Below are 20,057 nucleotides of genomic sequence, written 5' to 3' on the forward strand. Positions count from 1 at the left end.
ATATAATGTATTTGTGGATACCAAAGGAGGCACCCTGATGCACAACTTGCAGGTGAGGCGGCATTACGCCGCGTTAAAAGGATTTTATTTGTTTGCTTTTCTCGGTACGGGCAGCATGATTCCCTTACTCAGTATGTATTTAACGAAGGAACAGCATTTAAGCGGATCACAGGTCGGCTTGATCATGTCACTGGGCCCGATTGTGATGATTTTCTTTCAGCCGTTTTGGGGCATGCTGAGCGACTATACGCAAAAAACGAAAGGCCTGCTGGCGGTTTGCACATCAATCACAGGCATCATTGGATTAGCCTATATTGCATTTGACAGTTTCCCTCTGTTTATTTTGATTGCGGCCTGTTTTGCAGCCTTTCAAAGCACGATTATTCCACTTTCGGACAGCATTTCACTAAGGTACACACAAGAAACAAACGGCAACTACGGCGGAATCCGCCTGTTTGGTTCTCTCGGCTTCGGCGTCGCGGTGTTTGCCATGGGACAGGTGACGAACCAGCTGTACCCCATTCACGTGATCTTTATCTTTGGCTGTGCCTTTCTGTGCATTGCCGCCATATTGGCTTCACAAATGCCCGGCCAGCAGAAAACAAAAACAAAGGTCAATATCCGCAAAGGATTCCGGGAGCTTATCAGCAACAAAACCTTCCTCATCTTTATGATCATCACCTTTACGACATTTGCTCCAAACTTAGCGAACAATACGTATTTCAGTCTTTTTCTGGACAAAAGCGGCGCATCTCTCTCCGCTATCGGCATTTTATTTTTCATCGGCGTGATTTCAGAAATACCATTTATGCGGTTTGCCCAAACATTTATAGATAAAATGGGGCTGCTCAACGTCATTATGCTGTCAGGCGGAGTCTCATTATTCAGGTGGGCGCTCTATTTCACGGCGCCTTCACTATGGATCATTTATGCGACGGTCTTTCTTCAGGGAGTGGCCATCGGTTTATTTATCCCGGCGGCGCTTCAATATGTGAAAAAGATTACCCCAAGACACGTTGAAGCGACGGCGCTGACCATGTACGCCGCCATAGGCAACGGGTTCGGCAACTGGTTCTGCACATTTGCAGGCGGGTACATTTTTGACTACGTGTCGATTTTCGCGGTCTACATGCTTTTTGGCATTCTGAGCATAGCAGGCTTTGGCCTGACATTATATTTAATGAAGGCTGAAAAAAACAAACATACACTTCATCAGCCGGCTGTTACTTTTAAACCATAATGACTATAATGAACAAAAGAAAGGATGTGCGTTATGAACGGGCAAGAGCGAAACAGCATTTCGAAAGGGTTGCAGGTTGATATTGTATTGAAAGCAGATCAAAAAACAGGAAAACTGACGAGAGGGACAGTGAAGGATATTTTGACGAAATCAAACTTTCATCCGCATGGCATTAAAGTCCGTCTTGAAGATGGCCGCATTGGCCGCGTCCAGCAGATCATTTCTACATAAAAAAAGCTGCCCCTGAACAGGGCAGCTTTTTCATTATTTTTTCTGCAGAAGGACCACTTTCAGGTAGTTGCCTTCCGGAAATGCCGAAATCGTTTTGAAATCCTCCGGCAGCGTAAATTCCTCAATGATGGTGTAGCGTTCGTTTGTTTCTTTAAATGCGGCATCGATAAAGCCTTTGAATTTCTTCATGCCAAAGGCGCTGCTGTTTGTAGAGGCAACAATGACACCCTTGTCAGCAGTGATGGCGATCGTTTCCTTCAGCAGGTTTTTATAATCCTTGGCCGCGCTGAAGGTGCGTTTTTTTGTGCGCGCAAAGGAAGGCGGATCGAGAATAATCAGATCAAAGCGCAAATCCTTTTTTGCAGCATATGAAAAATAGTTAAACACGTCCATCACTTTAATGTCGTGCGCTTCGTAATCCAGCTTGTTCACGCTGAATTGCTCGATCGTTTTGGCCAGACTTCGGTTTGCCACGTCGACGCTTGTTGTTTTCTCCGCTCCGCCAAGCGCCGCCGCCACGGAGAATGCACCCGTATAAGAAAATGTATTTAAAACGTTTTTCCCTTTTGCATAGCGGTCTCTGATCGCCTTGCGCACATGTCTCTGATCCAAAAAGATGCCCGTCATGGCGCCTTCATTCAGATCCACCGCGTATTGAATGCCATTCTCCTGGATGATGATCGGGAACTCGCCTCTTCTCCCTTTCACGAAGTCATCATCTTCAACGTATTGTCCAGCCGTGTCGAAGCGTTTCTTCTCGTAAATCGCTTTATAATCAAGATCCATCTCATCCAATGCGGAAATCAGCATGTCTTTAAAGGTGTAAATTCCCTTGCTGTACCATTGAATCAGCAGGTAGCCGTCATAATAGTCGATGGTGACGCCGCCGACACCGTCGCCCTCACCGTTGAACAGGCGGAAAGCTGTTGTATCTTGAGCCTCAAATAGTTTGGCGCGCGCTTGGGCCGCTTTTGTTAATTTGGTGAGAAAAAATGCCTGGTCAACCTGTTCATATTTATTGCGGGTAAGCGTCCAGCCGACCCCTTTGTTTTGCAGGCCATAATAGCCCCGCGCGAGAAACTCGCCGCTCTCAGACACGATATCAACGAGGTCTCCTTCTTTCATGTGCCCCGCACTCCCTGCGAGAGCTTCTTTTTCGATAAGGGGATAGCCTTTTTTGATTTTGGCAGCGTGTGCTTTCTTTAGGGTGAGTAGCTTCATATATGTCGTCCTCTTTCTGTTTGCTTTCTCTTATCGTACCACAAAACGCCAAGATGTCTGCATTGACAGAAAGGAAAGGTTTTTCTACGATAGACAAAAAGAGTTTCGAGGAGGAGCAGCATGCCAAAACGAATTGACCATACAGGCATCATGGTAAGAGATATTAACGCGTCCATCACATTTTATGAAGAGGTACTCGGCATGAAATTGAAGGATCGCATCACACACACGAACGGTGTAATCGAGCTTGCATTTCTTGGCTTTGAAGACGGCCCGGAAACAGAAATTGAACTGATTCAAGGCTACAGCAGCGAGCTTCCCGCTGAAGGAAAAGTGCACCACATTGCCCTGCTGACTGATGACATCGCGGCTGAATATACAAAAGCGGAAAAAATGAACGCAAAATTTATCGACGAGGAGATCACAACACTTCCAAACGGATACCGTTATTTCTATATCGAAGGCCCTGACGGTGAGTGGATTGAGTTCTTTCAGCGATAAAAAAAAAGAACGTACATTTTGTGATGTACGTTCTTTTTTTATCTATACCAACTGATATACGTTGACTCATCGCAAATCATGGCTTCCCAGCCCATACGCTGAACCAGGTCATTGATGTTTTTATCTTTTGCTAAGAAGACATTAATGAATGAGTCATACACACTCATAAACACAAAGTCCATTTTCTCATCAGTCAAAACGAGCTCTGCTGCGGCTCCATCAAGAACCGTCCGCAAGTTGGCCTCAGTTATGTCCAAAACGCCACGGTTTTCCACAATCGGTTCTGCGTAATAAAACCGATTGGGTCCGTTCGCACCTAACACCTTTACCAAACTCGGAATATGAAAATTTGAAATATGATCCTCACTGGGATAATAGAGGTCTCCACTTATGTTTTCATGTAACACCTCAGCCAAATCCTCTCTCGCGAACTCGTCCCTTAAAGCGCCTATCGACGTCATTAAAGCCAGCGCCAGCTCAGCATGTGTTTGAAAGCCGCAAGAAGACATAACCTTCTTCCAGGAAACAGCCTTGCCTTTTTCTCTGATTTCATCATCGTTTGGATAAATATGCTCGTAATCATGTTTTCTCTTTGCTTTCTCCCATCCTTCAGGCATTTGGATAAAAGGAGAAAAAATAAGAGCAGCAGATGAGTATTCAACAGGTATTTGTTGTAAGATCGGTGATTCGTCATCGAACCATATATAATCTAGCATGCGCACCTCCTTTACATATTCTAACATTCCCTTTCATTTGAAAGAAGATGATCAGCCTATGACAGGCTGATCATCTATCACATCACATTTTTATCCCCAGATTCAACCGCACTCTCTTCCCGCCATTTTTGATGATCCCATATTCTGAAAAACGGATAGTAGATGGCACAGGTGATCAGCAGATTTACCAGCTGCATAACGGCGCCCGACACCTTTCCGCCTGTCGCCAGGTAACCTGATATGAGCGGCGGCATCGTCCATGGCACCGCGATTCCGGCCGGTCTTGCCACCAGCCCGGTGCTCATGCCGATATAAGTCGCGGTAATCGTGAGGAGCGGTGCAATGATAAATGGGACAATAAGGAGCGGATTCATGACAATCGGCATGCCGAAAATGATCGGCTCGTTGATATTAAAAAGCGCGGGCCCAATCCCTAATCGGCCAAGCTGCTTCATTTGTTTGCTGCGAGATCGGACAAGCATCGTCAGGACAAGCGCCAGTGTCGCTCCGCTCCCGCCGACATTGATCCAAATTTGAAAAAACTGAGTCGTAAAAACACTCGGCAGCGCCTCGCCCGCTTGGAAAGCAAGACGGTTGGCATCCATCGCGCCGTACCAAATCGGCGACATGATTCCGCCAATGATGGAAGCCCCGTGAATCCCGCACGACCAAAGCAGCATCTGTACAAATTCAGCAATCAGGCTTCCGCCGAGACTGCCGCCAAGGATGGAAAGCGGTGTGCCAAGCAGGTCTCCTACGACATTGTGCAGACTCTGAAAAGGTGTCATTTCAATCAGAAGACGCGCCAGCCACACGAGAAACACAATGATAAAGCCGGGAATCAGCGCGACAAACGATTTGCTTACCGCAGGCGGCACACCGTCTGGCATTTTGAAGACGATATTTTTTTGAATAATGTACCGATAGATTTCGGTTGAAAACAAGGCGATCAGCATGGCGACAAATAAGCCCTTGCTGCCAAGCAGCGTGATCGGGATTCCGCCCCCTACCATGATGGACTCCGTTGAGCCATCCGGTGTAAACGGCACCTCAAACGGCGTTGCCAATAGAAATGCGGCAATTGAAATCGCTCCGGCCGAAAGGGCATCAACACCATAGCTTTCCGCCAGCCGATAAGCGATCCCGAAAGCGGCGATCATCGCCATAATATCAAACGAAGCATTGACGGGATATCCGAGCTTATCAGCCCACTCCTTCCCAAACACACTCGCCATGAAATCAGCATACCCCGGAATCGGCAGGCTCGTTAAAATCAAGAAGACAGACCCGATAATAATCAGCGGCATGGTCAGGATAATTCCGTCACGCAAAGCGCTGAGGTGCCGCTGTCCGGCAATTTTCCCGGCGACAGGCATTATTTTTTCTTCCATTACCCGAGTGAATGCGCTCATCTTAAAAGCCCCCTTTTCTCATTGCTTTGTGAACAACCTCCGCAATGTTTTCTTTATCTTATTTTGAAAACGCTTACAAATTCATTTGAAAAATTTCCTCTTTATGCGGAAAAAATCTGCATTTTGCTAAACAACCCTGCCCATGAAAAATTTTTTCCTTCTTACTATTAATCTCTCTTTTTTTCTCCGATATATATATCAAACATCATAGAAAAAGGAGATGAACCATGAAAAACATGTCTTGCAAACTTGTTGTATCAGTCACTCTGTTTTTCAGTTTTCTCGCCATAGGCCCTCTCGCTCATGCGCAAAACAACAGTGAGAAAGAGGTTATTGTGGTTTATAAAAACAAGGCCGGAAAGGAAACCATCCTGGATAGTGATGCTGATGTTGAACAGCAGTATAAGCATCTTCCCGCGGTAGCGGTCACAGCAGACCAGGAGACAGTAAAAGAATTAAAGCAGGATCCTGATATTTTGTATGTAGAAAACAACGTATCATTTACCGCAGCAGACAGCACGGATTTCAAAGTGCTGTCAGACGGCACTGACACCTCTGACAACTTTGAGCAATGGAACCTTGAGCCCATTCAGGTGAAACAGGCTTGGAAGGCAGGACTGACAGGAAAAAATATCAAAATTGCCGTCATTGACAGCGGGATCTCCCCCCACGATGACCTGTCGATTGCCGGCGGGTATTCAGCTGTCAGTTATACCTCTTCTTACAAAGATGATAACGGCCACGGAACACATGTCGCAGGGATTATCGGAGCCAAGCATAACGGCTACGGAATTGACGGCATCGCACCGGAAGCACAAATATTCGCGGTTAAAGCGCTTGATCAGAACGGCTCGGGGGATCTTCAAAGTCTTCTCCAAGGAATTGACTGGTCGATCGCAAACGGGATGGACATCGTCAATATGAGCCTTGGCACGACGTCAGACAGCAAAATCCTTCATGACGCCGTGAACAAAGCATATGAACAAGGCGTTCTGCTTGTTGCCGCAAGCGGTAACGACGGAAACGGCAAGCCAGTGAATTATCCGGCGGCATACAGCAGTGTCGTTGCTGTTTCAGCAACAAACGAAAAGAATCAGCTTGCCTCCTTCTCAACAACTGGAGATGAAGTTGAATTTTCAGCGCCTGGGACAAACATCACAAGCACTTACTTAAACCAGTATTATGCAACAGGAAGCGGAACATCCCAAGCGACACCGCACGCCGCTGCCATGTTTGCTTTGTTAAAACAGCGTGATCCTGCCGAGACAAACGTCCAGCTTCGCGAGGAAATGCGGAGAAATATCGTTGATCTTGGTACCGCAGGCCGCGATCAGCAATTTGGCTACGGCTTAATCCAATATAAAGCACAGGCAACAGATTCAGCGTACGCGGCAGCAGAGCAAGCGGTGAAAAAAGCGGAACAAACAAAAGCACAAACCGATATCAACAAAGCGCAAGAACTCGTCAGCCAGCTGCCGGGCTCCGACGCCAAAACTGCCCTGCAAAAAAGACTGGATAAAGTACAGTCATACAGAAATGTAAAAGATGCGAAAGACAAAGTCGCAAAGGCAGAAAAATATAAAACACAGCAAACCGTTGATACAGCAGAAACTGCCATCAACAAGCTGCCAAACGGAACAGACAAAAAGAACCTTCAAAAACGCTTAGACCAAGTAAAACGATACATCGCGTCAAAGCAAGCGAAAGACAAAGTTGCAAAAGCGGAAAAAAGCAAAAAGAAAACAGATGTGGACAGCGCACAATCAGCAATTGGCAAGCTGCCTGCAAGTTCAGAAAAAACGTCCCTGCAGAAACGCCTTAACAAAGTGAAGAGCACCAATTTGAAGACGGCACAGCAATCCGTATCTGCGGCTGAAAAGAAATCAACTGATGCAAATGCGGCAAAAGCACAATCAGCCGTCAATCAGCTTCAAGCAGGCAAGGACAAAACGGCATTGCAAAAACGGTTAGACAAAGTGAAGAAAAAGGTGGCGGCGGCTGAAGCAAAAAAAGTCGAAACTGCCAAGGCAAAAGTGAAGAAAGCGGAAAAAGACAAAACAAAGAAATCAAAGGCATCCGCTCAGTCTGCAGTGAATCAATTAAAAGCATCCAATGAAAAAACAAAGCTGCAAAAACGGCTGAACGCCGTCAAACCGAAAAAGTAACCAAAAACCTTTAAGACTTGCATTCCAGGTCTTAAAGGTTTTTTACATTCTAAGAAAATCGTACACAACCTTTTTCCCATCCGCCTCACAGGCTTTTCATACTATTGCTATACAGCCATGAACAGCATAAAATGAACGTTATTACAGTTATCACCACATATGGCGGGATTGTGACTGGGCAGGCAGGCAAGACCCAATGATGCAAAGGGAGTATTAGTGCCTAAAAAGCAGGGCATTTTAACTCTTCTTTTCGTGTTGGGCTCATAACGGCGCCTTGGACAACCCCTATTCTCATGCTCCGTCGTCGACGCGGGCATTTTTGTCATTTTCAGCCGGTATTTCTCACTTTTTTCATTTTGATTGTCAACTTTTCATTTGATACGATGAACAAGCCGACTTTTCTTCAGCAAAGGAGGTTTTGATTGCTTGCATAAAGAGATTGCAAAAGAATTACTGCTGCTCGCAGGAGGAAAAAACAATATTATCAGCATCAGCCATTGTACGACCCGTCTTCGTTTTGATGTAAAGGACGAGACGAAAATTGATATACATGCCATTGAGAACCTGCAAGGTGTGCAGGGCACCATTTTCCGTTATGGGCTTTTCCAGATTATCTTCGGAGCAGGCGTCGTCAACAAAATATATAAAGAAGTCGTTCATGTATGGGAGACCGCGCCTTCTGAAGAACCTGTCCACCAGAAAAAAGCCAGCCGGAAGCTGAACCCTGCCGCAGCTTTTGCGAAAACACTGTCCGATATTTTTGTGCCGATTATTCCGGCAATAACAGCAAGCGGCCTGCTCATGGGGCTGATCGGCATGATTAAGGTGTTTCACTGGTTCGCTGCCGGCAGCCCATGGATTAAAATGCTCGACCTCGTGTCCAGTACAGCCTTTATTTTACTGCCAATTTTAGTCGGCTTCAGTGCCGCACGGCAATTTGGCAGCAACCCATACCTAGGGGCAGTGATCGCGGGGCTTTTGACGCATCCTGATCTGCTGGACCCGTCTATGCTCGGCAGCAAAACCCCGTCTTCTTTAGACATATGGGGGCTTCATATCCCGATGATGGGGTATCAGGGTTCCATGATACCGATTCTTCTCTCCGTTTTTGTCATGAGCAAAATTGAGAAGCTATTAAAATCGATTGTGCCGAAGTCACTTGATGTCGTGATTATTCCCTTTATTACGGTCATGGTGACAGGGTGCCTCGCGCTGATTGTGATGAATCCCGCCGCGTCCATCATCGGCCAGATCATGACACAATCGATCGTCTATATCTATGATCACGCCGGCATTGCCGCCGGAGCCCTTTTCGGCGGCATCTACTCCACCATCGTCCTATCTGGATTGCATCATAGCTTTTATGCAATTGAGGCAACGCTGCTTGCTAATCCGCATGTCGGTGTCAACTTTTTAGTGCCGATATGGTCGATGGCGAATGTGGCCCAAGGCGGAGCGGGGCTTGCGGTATTCCTCAAAACGAAACAATCAAGCCTGAAGAAAATTGCGCTCCCCGCTTCTCTGACCGCGTTTTTAGGCATTGTTGAGCCGATTGTATTCGGGGTAAATCTCAAATTGATCCGTCCCTTTATCGGAGCAGCCATCGGCGGTGCTATTGGCGGAGCATACGTGGTTGCGGTACAAGTTGTGGCAAATTCCTACGGGCTGACAGGCATTCCGATGATTTCAATTGTGCTGCCGTTTGGCGCCGCGAATTTTGTTCATTATATGATCGGTTTCTTGATCGCAGCCGTCTCTGCTTTTATAGCTACATTGTTTCTCGGGTTTAAAGAAGAGACAGAATAACTGGATTTATTCGTTTTCATTCATAAAACGGGGGATGAAAGGACAAAAAAGCTATGAAAATTAAAAGAATCTTAAATCATAATGCTATCGTCGTAAAGGATCAAAATGAAGAGAAGATTCTCTTGGGTGCAGGAATTGCGTTTAACAAAAAGAAGAATGACATTGTCGATCCGTCAAAAATAGAAAAAACCTTTATCAGAAAAGATACACCTGACTATAAGCAGTTCGAAGAGATTTTAGAAACATTGCCTGAAGACCACATTCAGATTTCTGAGCAAATTATCTCTCATGCCGAAAAAGAGCTGAATATCAAAATCAACGAGCGCATTCATGTCGCTTTTTCAGACCATCTTTCTTTTGCGATTGAACGCCTGAGCAATGGGATGGTTATCAAAAATCCGCTGCTGAATGAAATCAAAGTCCTTTATCCAAAGGAGTTCCAGATCGGCTTATGGGCCAGAGCACTGATTAAAGATAAACTGGGGATTCACATTCCTGATGATGAAATCGGCAATATCGCCATGCATATCCACACAGCAAGAAACAATGCCGGCGATATGACACAAACGCTTGATATTACAACAATGATCCGTGATATTATCGAGATTATCGAAATTCAACTGTCTATTAATATCGTTGAAGATACCATCTCTTATGAACGGCTTGTGACCCATCTCCGCTTTGCCATTCAGCATATCAAAGCAGGCGAATCCATTTACGAGCTGGACGCAGAAATGATCGACATCATTAAAGAGAAGTTTAAGGATGCCTTCCTGTGTGCCCTAAGCATCGGCACCTTTGTGAAGAAGGAATACGGCTTTGAATTTCCTGAAAAAGAATTGTGCTACATCGCCATGCATATTCAGCGGTTCTACCAACGGTCAGTCGCACGCTGAGACAAACAAAAAACGCTTTTGATCATCTCAAAAGCGTTTTTTTATATCTGTATTATTGGTTGATCGCCGGATTCCCAATCGTATTCCACTTCGTATAGGACATGTAATGGAAATACTCATCGCGATACGGATGTTTTGTATTGGAGTTCCAAGGCTTTTCTCCGCCGCAGAAGTGCACGATTGCCGGGTTTTCTCTTGTTTCATTATATTGCTTCCGCCCTAACAGAGTAGATGGGGTTTTCAGCTTTAACATGATATAGGTTTGAGCGTTCCAGCGCGGATGAAGTTCATACCACTGATCATATAAAATCGCATTCAGTGCATCTTGGTCATGCAGCACAAGAAAGTCTTCGTCTGGGTGTTCATTGATAAAGTTGATGACTTTTTCTGTGATGTTTTGCTTTCTCCAAGACTCAAAATCAATAATCATGATACCTGAGTTAAAATACTTCCCTGTATCAGTGACGTTCATTTCTTTCAGGCGTTCATGCTGCCCCGCATCCTCAACAGCGGCTACGGTGTATGGCGCAATGTCTAAGTCCCATAGCTTAGAAATATCCTCTAGGACAAGCGCATCACAATCGATGTAAATCATTCGTTTGATGCTTTCATCCTTAATTAAGTCGGGAATCGAAATGCGGTAATACGCGGCTTTTGTAATATGGCTGCTCTCTACCGCATGTTCATACATTTTGGTATCCACTTCTAAAAACTCAATCGGCACTCCGAATTTCAAAGTGGTTTCTTCCAGTCTTTTTTTGTTATCAGGCTTAATTCCGCCATCAATGACGTATAATTTTACCTCTCTCTCCTGATCCATGTTAGTCAATAAAGAAACGAACATCCCACCTAAATGACGAGCATAATTATCATCTGCGCATGATACGATATGCATGATTTCATCTTTCCTCAATGGTATTCATCTCCCTTTTTGTTGTACAAGTTACATACCCTTTTTCAAAAAAATAAACACGTTCTCCGACATTTTTTAAAACAGAATGTGTGATACAACAAAAAAGGTGTCATTTTTTGAAGATGCGATAAAGCCAATAAAGAATGAAAAAGCTTGCGATTGTGATGGCTTCAGCCGAGACGATATACCACGGCCATGGCCCGAGAACATCTAAGAGAGAGGATCCGCCCGGTTTTTTCGTCAAATACATATAATTCGCGCCAAGCCAGCGATCAATCTGGAAAATACAGACGCCGTACACATTAACAAGCAGGACTGTCACCCATAACGAGCGCTGGCCCATTCTGTAGGTGCCAATCACAGCCATCAGCAGACAGGATAAAAACACAGACCCGTGAGAAATAAAAAAGAGGATATATCGGATATGCGGAAATGAAAACATTCCAAGGTCAGGAGTGGCAAGAGCCTGAATCGAACTGCCGATGCCGGCAAAAAACAAAAACACAAACAGCTTTCTGCTTTTTGTCACTAACATAATAGCTGACAAATACACCGACAGGTCACTAAGCTGGAGAGGCAATGAAGTGCGCACCGACCACCTGCCCGTGGCGACCATCCATATTTGATAGCCGATTTGCGAACCAAGCAAAAGAAACACAAACAGAGAACGCAAAAACCGACTGGCCCTCGGCTGCTTGACCCCATCTTGGAACAAAAACAACAGAATGGCCAAAAGGGCGATAATCGCTAACGTCACTACATGCTCTGTCGAAAACAGATGAAACGGATCATGCTTATAGACGGATTGAACATATTTTTGCAAAACTGCACCCCCGTTTGCGGGTTTTTGTTTATTTTGGCGTTGTTTGGGCTTTTTTTATTCACCGATATATGGGCTTGAAGTTCACATCAGACTCTGTTACAATTCGTTTCATAGCTAATGATTCTGATAATTTAAGGCAGGCCTAAAAAATGGAACGTTCACATCAACATCAGCAGCTTCGGAAGGAAGAACACGATACACTTTCTAAGCTCAAACAAATGCCCGTCGAGTCACTCAACCTGGAAGCCATTTCGATCGCTACGAATCTGTATCGGTCTGCGCAAAGGCTCCGTGTCAAAATGGAGACTGAGGTTCTTTCTTCCTATAACCTTTCTTGGACCGCTTTCTCCATTCTTTATGATCTATGGGTATGGGGAGCGCTCGAAACGAGAAAAATCGCTGAGCTGTCAGGGATATCTACAGCTACAGCAAGCAACGTGATCAAAACGCTCGAAAAAAAGAATTTTTGCCGTAAAAGCATCGACACAAGAGATCGGCGACTCGTGTTTGTCTCTATCACCGATTCCGGCAAACAAGCAATCGAAGAACTCTACCCGGAGTTTCACAAAGGGGAAACAGAGCTCATTGCGGGAATGACGAAGGACGAACAGAAAATATTGACAGGGCTGCTTAGAAAGGTAGCTGACAATCTTCATACAACATAAGCTTTGACGGGAATCCAGTAGCGGTTTGTCTCCCTGTTTCAGAGAGCCGGCGGAAGGTGCGAGCCGGCACACAGCAAACGTGAATTACCTCCCCGAGCTTTCTTTGTGAACCTTAAAAGTAGCAAAGAACGGGAAACCGTTATTCGAATGAGCGGAAGACGATGTCTTCAACCAGGGTGGTACCGCGTGCATTGAGCCACGTCCCTTATCGGGATGGGCTCTTTTTTGTGTTTGTAAAAAAGGAGGAAAAATGATGAGAACATTTGAGCAGCTCACAGCGTCACAGCAAAAAGAGGTAGAAAGACAGCTTCAGCTATACATGACAGGCGCCCACGAAGTCATACCGCCGGAGGAATTAAAGGCAAAGCTCGTGAAATCAATTTCCACGGGCACGCCGCTTAAAATTAAGCTCGGATTAGATCCGTCTGCACCGGATGTACATTTGGGCCATACGGTTGTGTTAAATAAGCTTCGCCAATTTCAAGAAAACGGCCACATTGTCCAGCTGTTAATTGGGGATTTCACAGGAAAAATTGGTGATCCGACCGGAAAATCGGCAGCCAGAAAGCAACTGACTGATGAAGAAGTTCAGCACAATGCCAAAACCTACTTTGAGCAATTCGGAAAAGTGCTTGATCCAGAAAAAGTCGAGCTTCACTATAACTCAAAATGGCTGAAAACATTGAATCTGGAAGATGTCATTGAATTAGCAGGGAAAATAACGGTAGCCCGCCTGATGGAGCGCGACGACTTTGAAGAACGCATCGCCATGCAAAAACCAATCTCACTGCATGAATTCTTTTACCCATTGATGCAGGGATATGATTCTGTCGTTCTCGAAAGTGATATTGAATTAGGCGGAACGGATCAGCATTTCAATGTCCTCATGGGACGGCATTTCCAAGAACGATACAACAAAGAAAAACAAGTCGTCATCCTTATGCCGCTCTTGGAAGGCTTGGATGGCGTCGAGAAAATGTCGAAGTCGAAACACAACTACATTGGCATTAACGAACATCCAAACGACATGTATGGAAAAACGATGTCACTGCCCGACAGCCTGATGAAAAAATACATCCACTTGGCGACAGACTTAGAGCTTGAAGAGAAAAAACAGCTCGTAAAAGACTTAGAAACCGGCGCCGTTCATCCGCGTGATGCCAAAATGCTTTTAGCCAAAACAATCGTCCGAATGTATCACGGAGAGAAAGCAGCAGAAGCTGCCGAACACTCGTTTAAAACAGTCTTTCAGGAAAACAGCCTGCCGGAAGATATACCGGCCGTAAACTGGAAAGGCGAAAAAACGATAGCGATGATTGATCTGCTCGTCAAGCTAAAACTCCTCTCTTCGAAGAGCGAGGCGCGCCGCATGATTCAAAACAGAGGTGTACGCATCGACGGAGAGAAAATAACAGATGTTCACGCCAAAGCAGAGATAAGAGAGAATATGATCATCCAAGTCGGCAAACGCAAGTTTTTAAAGCTCCAATAGTCTGATATTCCGAAACGCTTATGACCCTTCATTCATAAGCGTTTTTTTGCAGGTATAAAGCACTGTCTTTTCAAAAACGCTCTCCATCTTGCAGGAAACTCCTTTAGCATCCCGAAATATTCCCCAACCATACATTTAGGGGAGGTTTATTTTTGATGAAAAAGCTTTTGACTGTCATGACGATGGCTGTTTTAACTGCCGGCACACTGCTCTTGCCGGCACAGAGTGTCACCCCTGCCGCGCACGCTGTACAAATATCAAATAGCGAGCGCGAGCTTCCATTCAAAGCAAAACATGCGTACTCTACCATTTCTCAGCTAAGTGAAGCAATCGGCCCCAGAATAGCCGGAACTGCAGCTGAAAAAAAGAGTGCCCTATTGATCGCCTCATCAATGAGAAAATTAAAGCTTGATGTGAAGGTTCAACGATTCAACATTCCTGACCGGCTTGAGGGAACACTGTCTTCAGCAGGACGCGATATTCTTCTCCAAGCGGCGTCCGGCTCAGCTCCGACTGAGGAACAAGGACTGACGGCCCCGCTTTACAATGCGGGATTGGGCAATCAAAAGGACTTTACCGCTGACGCCAAGGGCAAAATCGCCTTAATTTCCAGAGGAGACCTGACTTATTACGAGAAAGCCAAAAATGCCGAAGCCGCCGGAGCAAAAGCTGTCATCATTTATAACAACAAAGAAAGCCTCGTGCCTATGACGCCAAACCTGTCGGGAAATAAAGTCGGCATTCCGGTCGTCGGCATTAAGAAAGAAGACGGCGAAGCACTTACCCAGCAAAAAGAAGCCACTTTAAAACTAAAAGCATTCACAAACCAAACCTCCCAGAATATCATCGGAATCAAAAAACCAAAGAACATCAAACATCCAGACATTGTGTACGTGACGGCCCATTACGACAGTGTTCCTTTTTCACCCGGAGCAAATGACAACGGCTCAGGAACCTCTGTTATGCTGGAGATGGCGCGTGTCTTAAAAAGCGTTCCATCTGATAAAGAAATCCGCTTTATCGCTTTCGGCGCCGAAGAGCTCGGCCTGCTCGGCTCCTCTCACTATGTAGATCATCTATCAGAAAAAGAGCTGAAACGAAGCGAAGTGAACTTCAACTTAGATATGGTAGGCACAAGCTGGGAAAAAGCGTCTGAGCTGTATGTCAACACATTGGATGGCCAATCTAACTATGTTTGGGAATCCAGCCGTACGGCTGCTGAAAAAATTGGGTTTGACAGCCTGTCTCTGACACAGGGAGGATCATCTGATCATGTGCCATTCCACGAAGCCGGCATTGATTCCGCCAACTTTATTTGGGGAGACCCGGAAACAGAAGAAGTTGAGCCGTGGTATCATACCCCTGAAGACTCGATCGAACATATCAGCAAAGAACGCCTCCAGCAAGCAGGCGATCTTGTGACAGCCGCAGTCTATGAGGCTGTGAAAAAAGAGAAGAAACCGAAAACCATTAAGAAACAAATGAAGGCCAAAGCAACTGACATTTTTGAAGATATCAAATAAAAAAAGACGGCACTTGGGTGCCGTCTTTTTTTTATAATGATCAGCTGTTTAGCCGTCTATAAGTAAAGCTTTCAGTTTATCAACTGTATTTTCTTTTTCTAACGGGCGATAAATGGTCAGTTTCAAATCAGGAGAGTCATATATTTGTAATGTCATATGCTCCATCACCATTGTTCCGGCTGCCGGGTGATGAAGTACTTTTTCTCCTGCGTGTGTGCCTAATACTTCGTGGTGGTTCCACCATTTTTTAAATTCGGGGCTTCTTTCAGTTAACTCATCGATCAGCTCTTTTATCCATGCTTCCCCAAGAAACCGGCTGGCTGTCGATCGAAACTGTGCGATAAGTTTTTTGGCGTGGCTTTCCCAGTCGTCAAGCAGATCCCGATACTCCTTCGAGGTGAAACATCGCCATATGGCATTCCTTTCCTTACTGCCCATTTGGCCAAAATTGCCGAACACAGCACAAGCTGCTGTGTTCCAAGCAATAACGTCCCACTTTTCGTCAGTCACATAAACAGGGCAATTGGTTAAATGATCAATAAAGTGCCGCACAGCCAGAGGAAGGCTCTTATTATCTTCATCCTGATCATCTAAAGGAACATGATGGCCAGCCAACAGAAAGACATGACGCTTTTCCTCATAATTCAATTTGAGCACTCTCGATATGCTTTCCAGTACCTGTGTCGATACCCGAATATCCCTTCCCTGCTCCAGCCATGTGTACCATGTGACACCTATACCGGACAGCTGGGCTAATTCCTCTCTTCTCAAGCCTGTTGTTTTCCTTCTGGTGCCCATAGGCAATCCAAACTCTTGCGGAGAAAGCTGTGCCCTTTTAAGTTTTAAAAACTCCCCTAGCTCTTTCCGTTTTTCTGCCATACTGTCCACATACACACTCTCCTTCTGCATAGAATTTCCTATTAGTATTCTACATAAAAAGGAGAAGGTTTTTATATTATTTGTTTCGTTCTGCAAATACTTCCGCGGCCACAGGAAGAATGGTATTCAGTGCATTCGGGAAACCTGAGTAAATAATCATCTGCATCATGACTTCTATGAGTTCTTCTTGTGTCCATCCGACATTCAGGGCTCCGTTAATATAGAATTTCAGCTGCTGGGTATTGCCCAATGCAGTCAATCCAGCAACGGTTGCTAATAATCTGGATTTCAGATCAAGACCTGGTCTTGAAAAAATCTGACCGTAGTTAAACTCCACGGCAAGCACACCAAGGTCAGGAGCGATGGAATGTTTAAAATTGTCCACGATCGCTTCATAGTTCTCCTCATCAATTTGTTTCAGAATATCTAACCCTTTTTTATAACGTTCACTTGTTCGCACCAGCTTCTATCTCCCTTCCAATATCGCTTTTTCAGTAGTACGATTTATGGTAATCCTTGAACTGAAGGCAATACCGACCATGATCATCCCCAGGATACAAACACCGTTCCAATGAAACAGCATCCAGACCGCACCCCCTGCATACGATCCCAAGGCGCCGCCTAAAAACGTGCTGACCATAAAGATGCCATTCAATCTGCTTCTCATTTCAGCCGACAATTGGAAAATCTCCGCCTGACACGCCACCTGATTCGCCTGAATGCCCATGGTGATGAATAAAGCGCCCAATACAATCACAATCAATGAAGTCTGGCCTGCCATTAATAAAACAAATGACAATAAGGTAAAAGACATACAAAGCTTGTTGGAAAAAGCAGCTCCTTTTTGATCAATAATCCGGCCGATCAGCGGAGTTGCAAAAGCCCCGCCAATTCCCACCAAACCGATTGTTCCGGCAGTCTGGCTGCCAAACGAAAATGGAGGTTCACTCACCATAAACACTAACGTCGTCCAAAATAAACTGAAAGCGCAGAACATGAAGCCTTGGTTTACACATGCTTTTCTTAACACTTTCTCCTTGATCAAAAGCGGAAATAATGAAGAAATGAGTTTTCCGTAATGAAATGCATGTGTCCCTTTGCTTTTCGGAAAGCAGAAGTGAATGATCAACATAATGATGACGGCTGCTGCACAGGCAATCCAATACATTAAGCGCCAGCCATAATGGGCATCTATCGCCCCGCTGACCACTCTCGCCCCTAAAATTCCGCAAACCAAGCCGATGGCTACGTTTCCGAGTACTTTTCCTCTGTTCCTGTCATTTGCTAAACCTGCCGCAAACGGCACAAGGATTTGAGGAATAATCGTGAAGAATCCCAATAATAAATTTGTGATGACTAGCCATGGAAAGCTTACAGCTAACGCTGAAGCGGCCGAACAAACCCCCACTAAGAATAGCAGGCTCACAATTAAGCGGCGGCGTTCAAAAAGATCTCCCAATGGAACAAGCAGAAGGTTCCCCGCCGCATAGCCAATCTGCGCCAATGTAGCAATCATCCCAGCTTGTGCCGGCGTCACATGAAACGTGCCTGCCATGCTGACAAGCAATGTTTGATTGATATAGACATTAGCTACCGTAAACCCGCTAGTCACCGCTATAAGAAAAATCAAACCTCTCGATAATGAAATGGAATGGTTCATGTTTACCTCCTTTCCCATGCATGATAAAGCAGGTTCAATCATGGAAACAGAAGTGAGTTTATACTGGTATAAAAAGTACTAGCAAGCAAAGAAAAAAAGCGAAACCCTGTCAGGCTTCGCTTTTGTTATCAATCCACTTCTTTCTTAATCCCCAGCATTTTCTCATCTAGGTAATGGGCAATCTCCGCGGCTTCCTTCAGCTCATCTGTTAATTGCTTAGGAACGTCATTGTTCAATTTATAATAAATTTTATGTTCAAGGCTCGCCCAGAAATCCATCGCGATTGTCCGGATTTGAATTTCTGCTTTGACGTATTCCACACGGTTCGTTAAATTCACAGGCATCTCAATGATTAAATGCAGGCTTCGATAGCCATTCGGTTTGGGTGTCTGGATATAATCCTTTACCTTTACGATTCTCAAATCTTCATGCTGCTTCAACACATTCACGACATTATAAATGTCAGAAATAAAGGAACAGATGATGCGCACGCCGGCAATGTCGTGAATATGCTCCTTCATTTCCTTCGTCGTAATCTCACAGCCCTTTCTCATTAACTTATTCACGATGCTTTCAAAGCTTTTGACACGGGATTTTGTATGTTCAATTGGGTTGTGTCCGTGAATGAGGTTATATTCCTGGCTAATAATTGAAAACTTTGTATCGAGCGCATCTAGCGCAAATTTATAAACTAATAATTCATTTTTCCAGTCTTCCATTACTGTTTTTAAATCGTCCATATGTGTTACAGATAAATCCATTTTCGTCATCTCCTTTAACGGAACTTTATCCGCTGTCCATGTACTAGACGTCCCTGTCTGCTGCAAGGTTCTATGAATTTTTTTACAAAATGCGGTCGATTGTAACAAAAAAAGACCGCACGAAACGAGCGGTCTTTTTTATTATCGGAAATAGCTGATCAATAATCCGATCGAGAGCAGGAATCCGAAAAATGTATTTGTTTGGGCTGTTGATTTCATTGCGACAATCATATTCATCGGCATTTCGTTCTGGACGAAGCCCTTCACTGCCTGAACCGGCTTAGGCACGCTCAAAAAGACGACAAACAGCCATGGGCTTGCGGCACCGGTAATAACCAAGCCGACAACCCAGATATAAGCGACGGCAAACGACGCAGCTAACAGAGTAACAGCTCCCTTATGCCCCATCAAAATCGCCAATGTTTTGCGGCCGCCTTTTTTGTCCTCTTCAATATCACGAATGTTGTTCGACAGGTTAATCGCGCCGACAAGAATCGCAATCGGGATGGAAATCAAAATGCTTTGCGTGTTGATCATATCTGTCTGAATGAAAAACGAAATCAGCACAAACACCGAACCCATGCAAATGCCTGAGAATAATTCACCGAACGGCGTGTACGCAATCGGCAGCGGCCCGCCTGTATACAGGTAGCCGATCGCCATGCCGACAAGGCCGATCAGCGCAAGCCACCAGCTGCTGCTCGCACAAATATAGACACCGAGCAAAATGGCAATCCCGTATGATGCGAGAGCTAATTGCAAAATCGTTTTAGGCTTCATTCCGTGGCGTACAATTGCCCCTCCGATTCCGACTGATTCTGCTGTATCTAACCCGCGTTTAAAATCATAGTATTCATTAAATAAGTTCGTCGCGATCTGGATCCATAGGCAAGAAAACAGCATAGCCAAAAACAGCAGCAGATCAACCTTCACATAAAACATCGCCAAAACGGTTCCGAGCAGCACAGGCACAAACGATGCGGTTAACGTATGAGGACGGGTTAACTGCCAAAGGATCTGCCCCATGCTTTCTTTTTGCGGCGCTGTCTGACCCTCACCCTTATTTGTTTGGTTCATCTTCCTCTTCCTTTCTATTAAAAGGCTTACTTTTTTTCAGCCGGCAGCTTGATAAAAACTCCTTTTTTTGCTTCCT

Annotated in this window: 19 protein-coding genes and 1 other annotated feature; of the genes, 9 read left to right on the forward strand and 10 right to left on the reverse strand. The window is 45.1% G+C overall.

Annotated elements, in window-relative coordinates; translation table 11 throughout:
* Nucleotides 1-37 precede the first annotated feature (37 nt).
* Both AC07VD_RS03865 and AC07VD_RS03870 read left to right on the forward strand, forming a co-directional pair.
* Nucleotides 38-1,240, forward strand: a complete 1,203-nt coding sequence (locus AC07VD_RS03865) for an MFS transporter (RefSeq protein ID WP_129092804.1) — start codon at nt 38-40, stop codon at nt 1,238-1,240.
* A gap of 33 nt (nt 1,241-1,273) precedes the next feature.
* Nucleotides 1,274-1,471, forward strand: a complete 198-nt coding sequence (locus tag AC07VD_RS03870) for a YwbE family protein (RefSeq protein WP_003227367.1) — start codon at nt 1,274-1,276, stop codon at nt 1,469-1,471.
* A 33-nt stretch (nt 1,472-1,504) separates the two neighbouring features.
* On the opposite strand, the gene AC07VD_RS03875 is transcribed toward AC07VD_RS03870, so the two are convergent.
* Complete coding sequence (locus tag AC07VD_RS03875) at nt 1,505-2,692, reverse strand: class I SAM-dependent rRNA methyltransferase (protein ID WP_124059408.1); 1,188 nt, start codon at nt 2,690-2,692, stop codon at nt 1,505-1,507.
* 120 nt (nt 2,693-2,812) lie between these two features.
* Between AC07VD_RS03875 and glxA the strand changes: the two genes are divergently transcribed.
* A complete protein-coding gene (gene glxA / locus AC07VD_RS03880; protein WP_003227362.1) occupies nt 2,813-3,193 on the forward strand; it encodes a glyoxalase GlxA in 381 nt (126 codons plus the stop codon).
* 38 nt (nt 3,194-3,231) lie between these two features.
* Here the strand turns inward: glxA and AC07VD_RS03885 are convergent, their stop codons facing one another.
* Together AC07VD_RS03885 and celB are read right to left on the reverse strand one after the other, a co-directional pair.
* Entirely contained in the window at nt 3,232-3,909 is a 678-nt protein-coding gene (locus AC07VD_RS03885; protein WP_124059410.1) for a DUF2711 domain-containing protein, read from the reverse strand.
* Nucleotides 3,910-3,986: 77 nt separating this feature from the next.
* Nucleotides 3,987-5,321 carry a PTS cellobiose transporter subunit IIC gene (gene celB / locus AC07VD_RS03890; RefSeq protein ID WP_124059412.1) on the reverse strand — a complete coding sequence of 445 codons (1,335 nt, stop codon included), beginning with the start codon at nt 5,319-5,321 and terminating at the stop codon, nt 3,987-3,989.
* Nucleotides 5,322-5,548: 227 nt separating this feature from the next.
* Between celB and epr the strand changes: the two genes are divergently transcribed.
* The 3 genes from epr (at nt 5,549) to sacY (ending at nt 10,188) form a co-directional block, all read left to right on the forward strand.
* A complete protein-coding gene (gene epr / locus AC07VD_RS03895; protein WP_124059414.1) occupies nt 5,549-7,486 on the forward strand; it encodes a minor protease Epr in 1,938 nt (645 codons plus the stop codon).
* A gap of 426 nt (nt 7,487-7,912) precedes the next feature.
* Nucleotides 7,913-9,292 carry a SacY negative regulator SacX gene (gene sacX / locus AC07VD_RS03900; protein ID WP_124059416.1) on the forward strand — a complete coding sequence of 460 codons (1,380 nt, stop codon included), beginning with the start codon at nt 7,913-7,915 and terminating at the stop codon, nt 9,290-9,292.
* A 53-nt stretch (nt 9,293-9,345) separates the two neighbouring features.
* Nucleotides 9,346-10,188, forward strand: coding sequence for a transcription antiterminator SacY (gene sacY, locus AC07VD_RS03905; protein WP_003244589.1), 843 nt, complete (start codon nt 9,346-9,348; stop codon nt 10,186-10,188).
* A 52-nt stretch (nt 10,189-10,240) separates the two neighbouring features.
* Here the strand turns inward: sacY and AC07VD_RS03910 are convergent, their stop codons facing one another.
* Complete coding sequence (locus AC07VD_RS03910; RefSeq protein WP_015714932.1) at nt 10,241-11,101, reverse strand: glycosyltransferase family 8 protein; 861 nt, start codon at nt 11,099-11,101, stop codon at nt 10,241-10,243.
* A 109-nt stretch (nt 11,102-11,210) separates the two neighbouring features.
* On the reverse strand, nt 11,211-11,924 hold the full coding sequence (locus AC07VD_RS03915) for a YwaF family protein (RefSeq protein ID WP_124059418.1): 714 nt from the start codon (nt 11,922-11,924) through the stop codon (nt 11,211-11,213).
* Between the two features lie 149 nt (nt 11,925-12,073).
* Between AC07VD_RS03915 and ywaE the strand changes: the two genes are divergently transcribed.
* From ywaE to ywaD, 3 genes are all read left to right on the forward strand, one after another.
* The gene (gene ywaE, locus AC07VD_RS03920) at nt 12,074-12,589 is read left to right on the forward strand and encodes a tyrZ transcriptional regulator YwaE (RefSeq protein WP_019712840.1); all 516 of its coding nucleotides are present in this window, start codon (nt 12,074-12,076) and stop codon (nt 12,587-12,589) included.
* Nucleotides 12,584-12,798: a binding site (T-box leader), on the forward strand. (Overlaps the previous gene by 6 nt.)
* 41 nt (nt 12,799-12,839) lie before the next feature.
* Nucleotides 12,840-14,081, forward strand: a complete 1,242-nt coding sequence (gene tyrS, locus AC07VD_RS03925) for a tyrosine--tRNA ligase (RefSeq protein ID WP_494721536.1) — start codon at nt 12,840-12,842, stop codon at nt 14,079-14,081.
* Between the two features lie 155 nt (nt 14,082-14,236).
* Nucleotides 14,237-15,604 (forward strand): aminopeptidase YwaD, encoded by a 1,368-nt coding sequence (ywaD, locus tag AC07VD_RS03930; RefSeq protein ID WP_217017270.1) that lies wholly within the window; start codon nt 14,237-14,239, stop codon nt 15,602-15,604.
* Between the two features lie 48 nt (nt 15,605-15,652).
* On the opposite strand, the gene AC07VD_RS03935 is transcribed toward ywaD, so the two are convergent.
* The 5 genes from AC07VD_RS03935 to AC07VD_RS03955 all read right to left on the reverse strand — a co-directional run bounded on the left by AC07VD_RS03935 (nt 15,653) and on the right by AC07VD_RS03955 (nt 19,981).
* Entirely contained in the window at nt 15,653-16,492 is an 840-nt protein-coding gene (locus tag AC07VD_RS03935; protein ID WP_019712842.1) for a helix-turn-helix transcriptional regulator, read from the reverse strand.
* Between the two features lie 67 nt (nt 16,493-16,559).
* Nucleotides 16,560-16,943: a carboxymuconolactone decarboxylase family protein gene (locus tag AC07VD_RS03940; protein WP_019712843.1), complete on the reverse strand. Its 384-nt coding sequence runs from the start codon at nt 16,941-16,943 to the stop codon at nt 16,560-16,562.
* Between the two features lie 6 nt (nt 16,944-16,949).
* Nucleotides 16,950-18,143, reverse strand: coding sequence for an MFS transporter (locus AC07VD_RS03945; protein WP_217017272.1), 1,194 nt, complete (start codon nt 18,141-18,143; stop codon nt 16,950-16,952).
* A gap of 128 nt (nt 18,144-18,271) precedes the next feature.
* Nucleotides 18,272-18,904, reverse strand: coding sequence for a GTP pyrophosphokinase YwaC (ywaC, locus tag AC07VD_RS03950; protein ID WP_003244564.1), 633 nt, complete (start codon nt 18,902-18,904; stop codon nt 18,272-18,274).
* 141 nt (nt 18,905-19,045) lie between these two features.
* Nucleotides 19,046-19,981: a 1,4-dihydroxy-2-naphthoate polyprenyltransferase gene (locus tag AC07VD_RS03955; protein ID WP_015714937.1), complete on the reverse strand. Its 936-nt coding sequence runs from the start codon at nt 19,979-19,981 to the stop codon at nt 19,046-19,048.
* Between the last annotated feature and the right edge of the window lie 76 nt (nt 19,982-20,057).

It is taken from the genome of Bacillus sp. GW821-FHT01G09 (assembly GCF_059422205.1).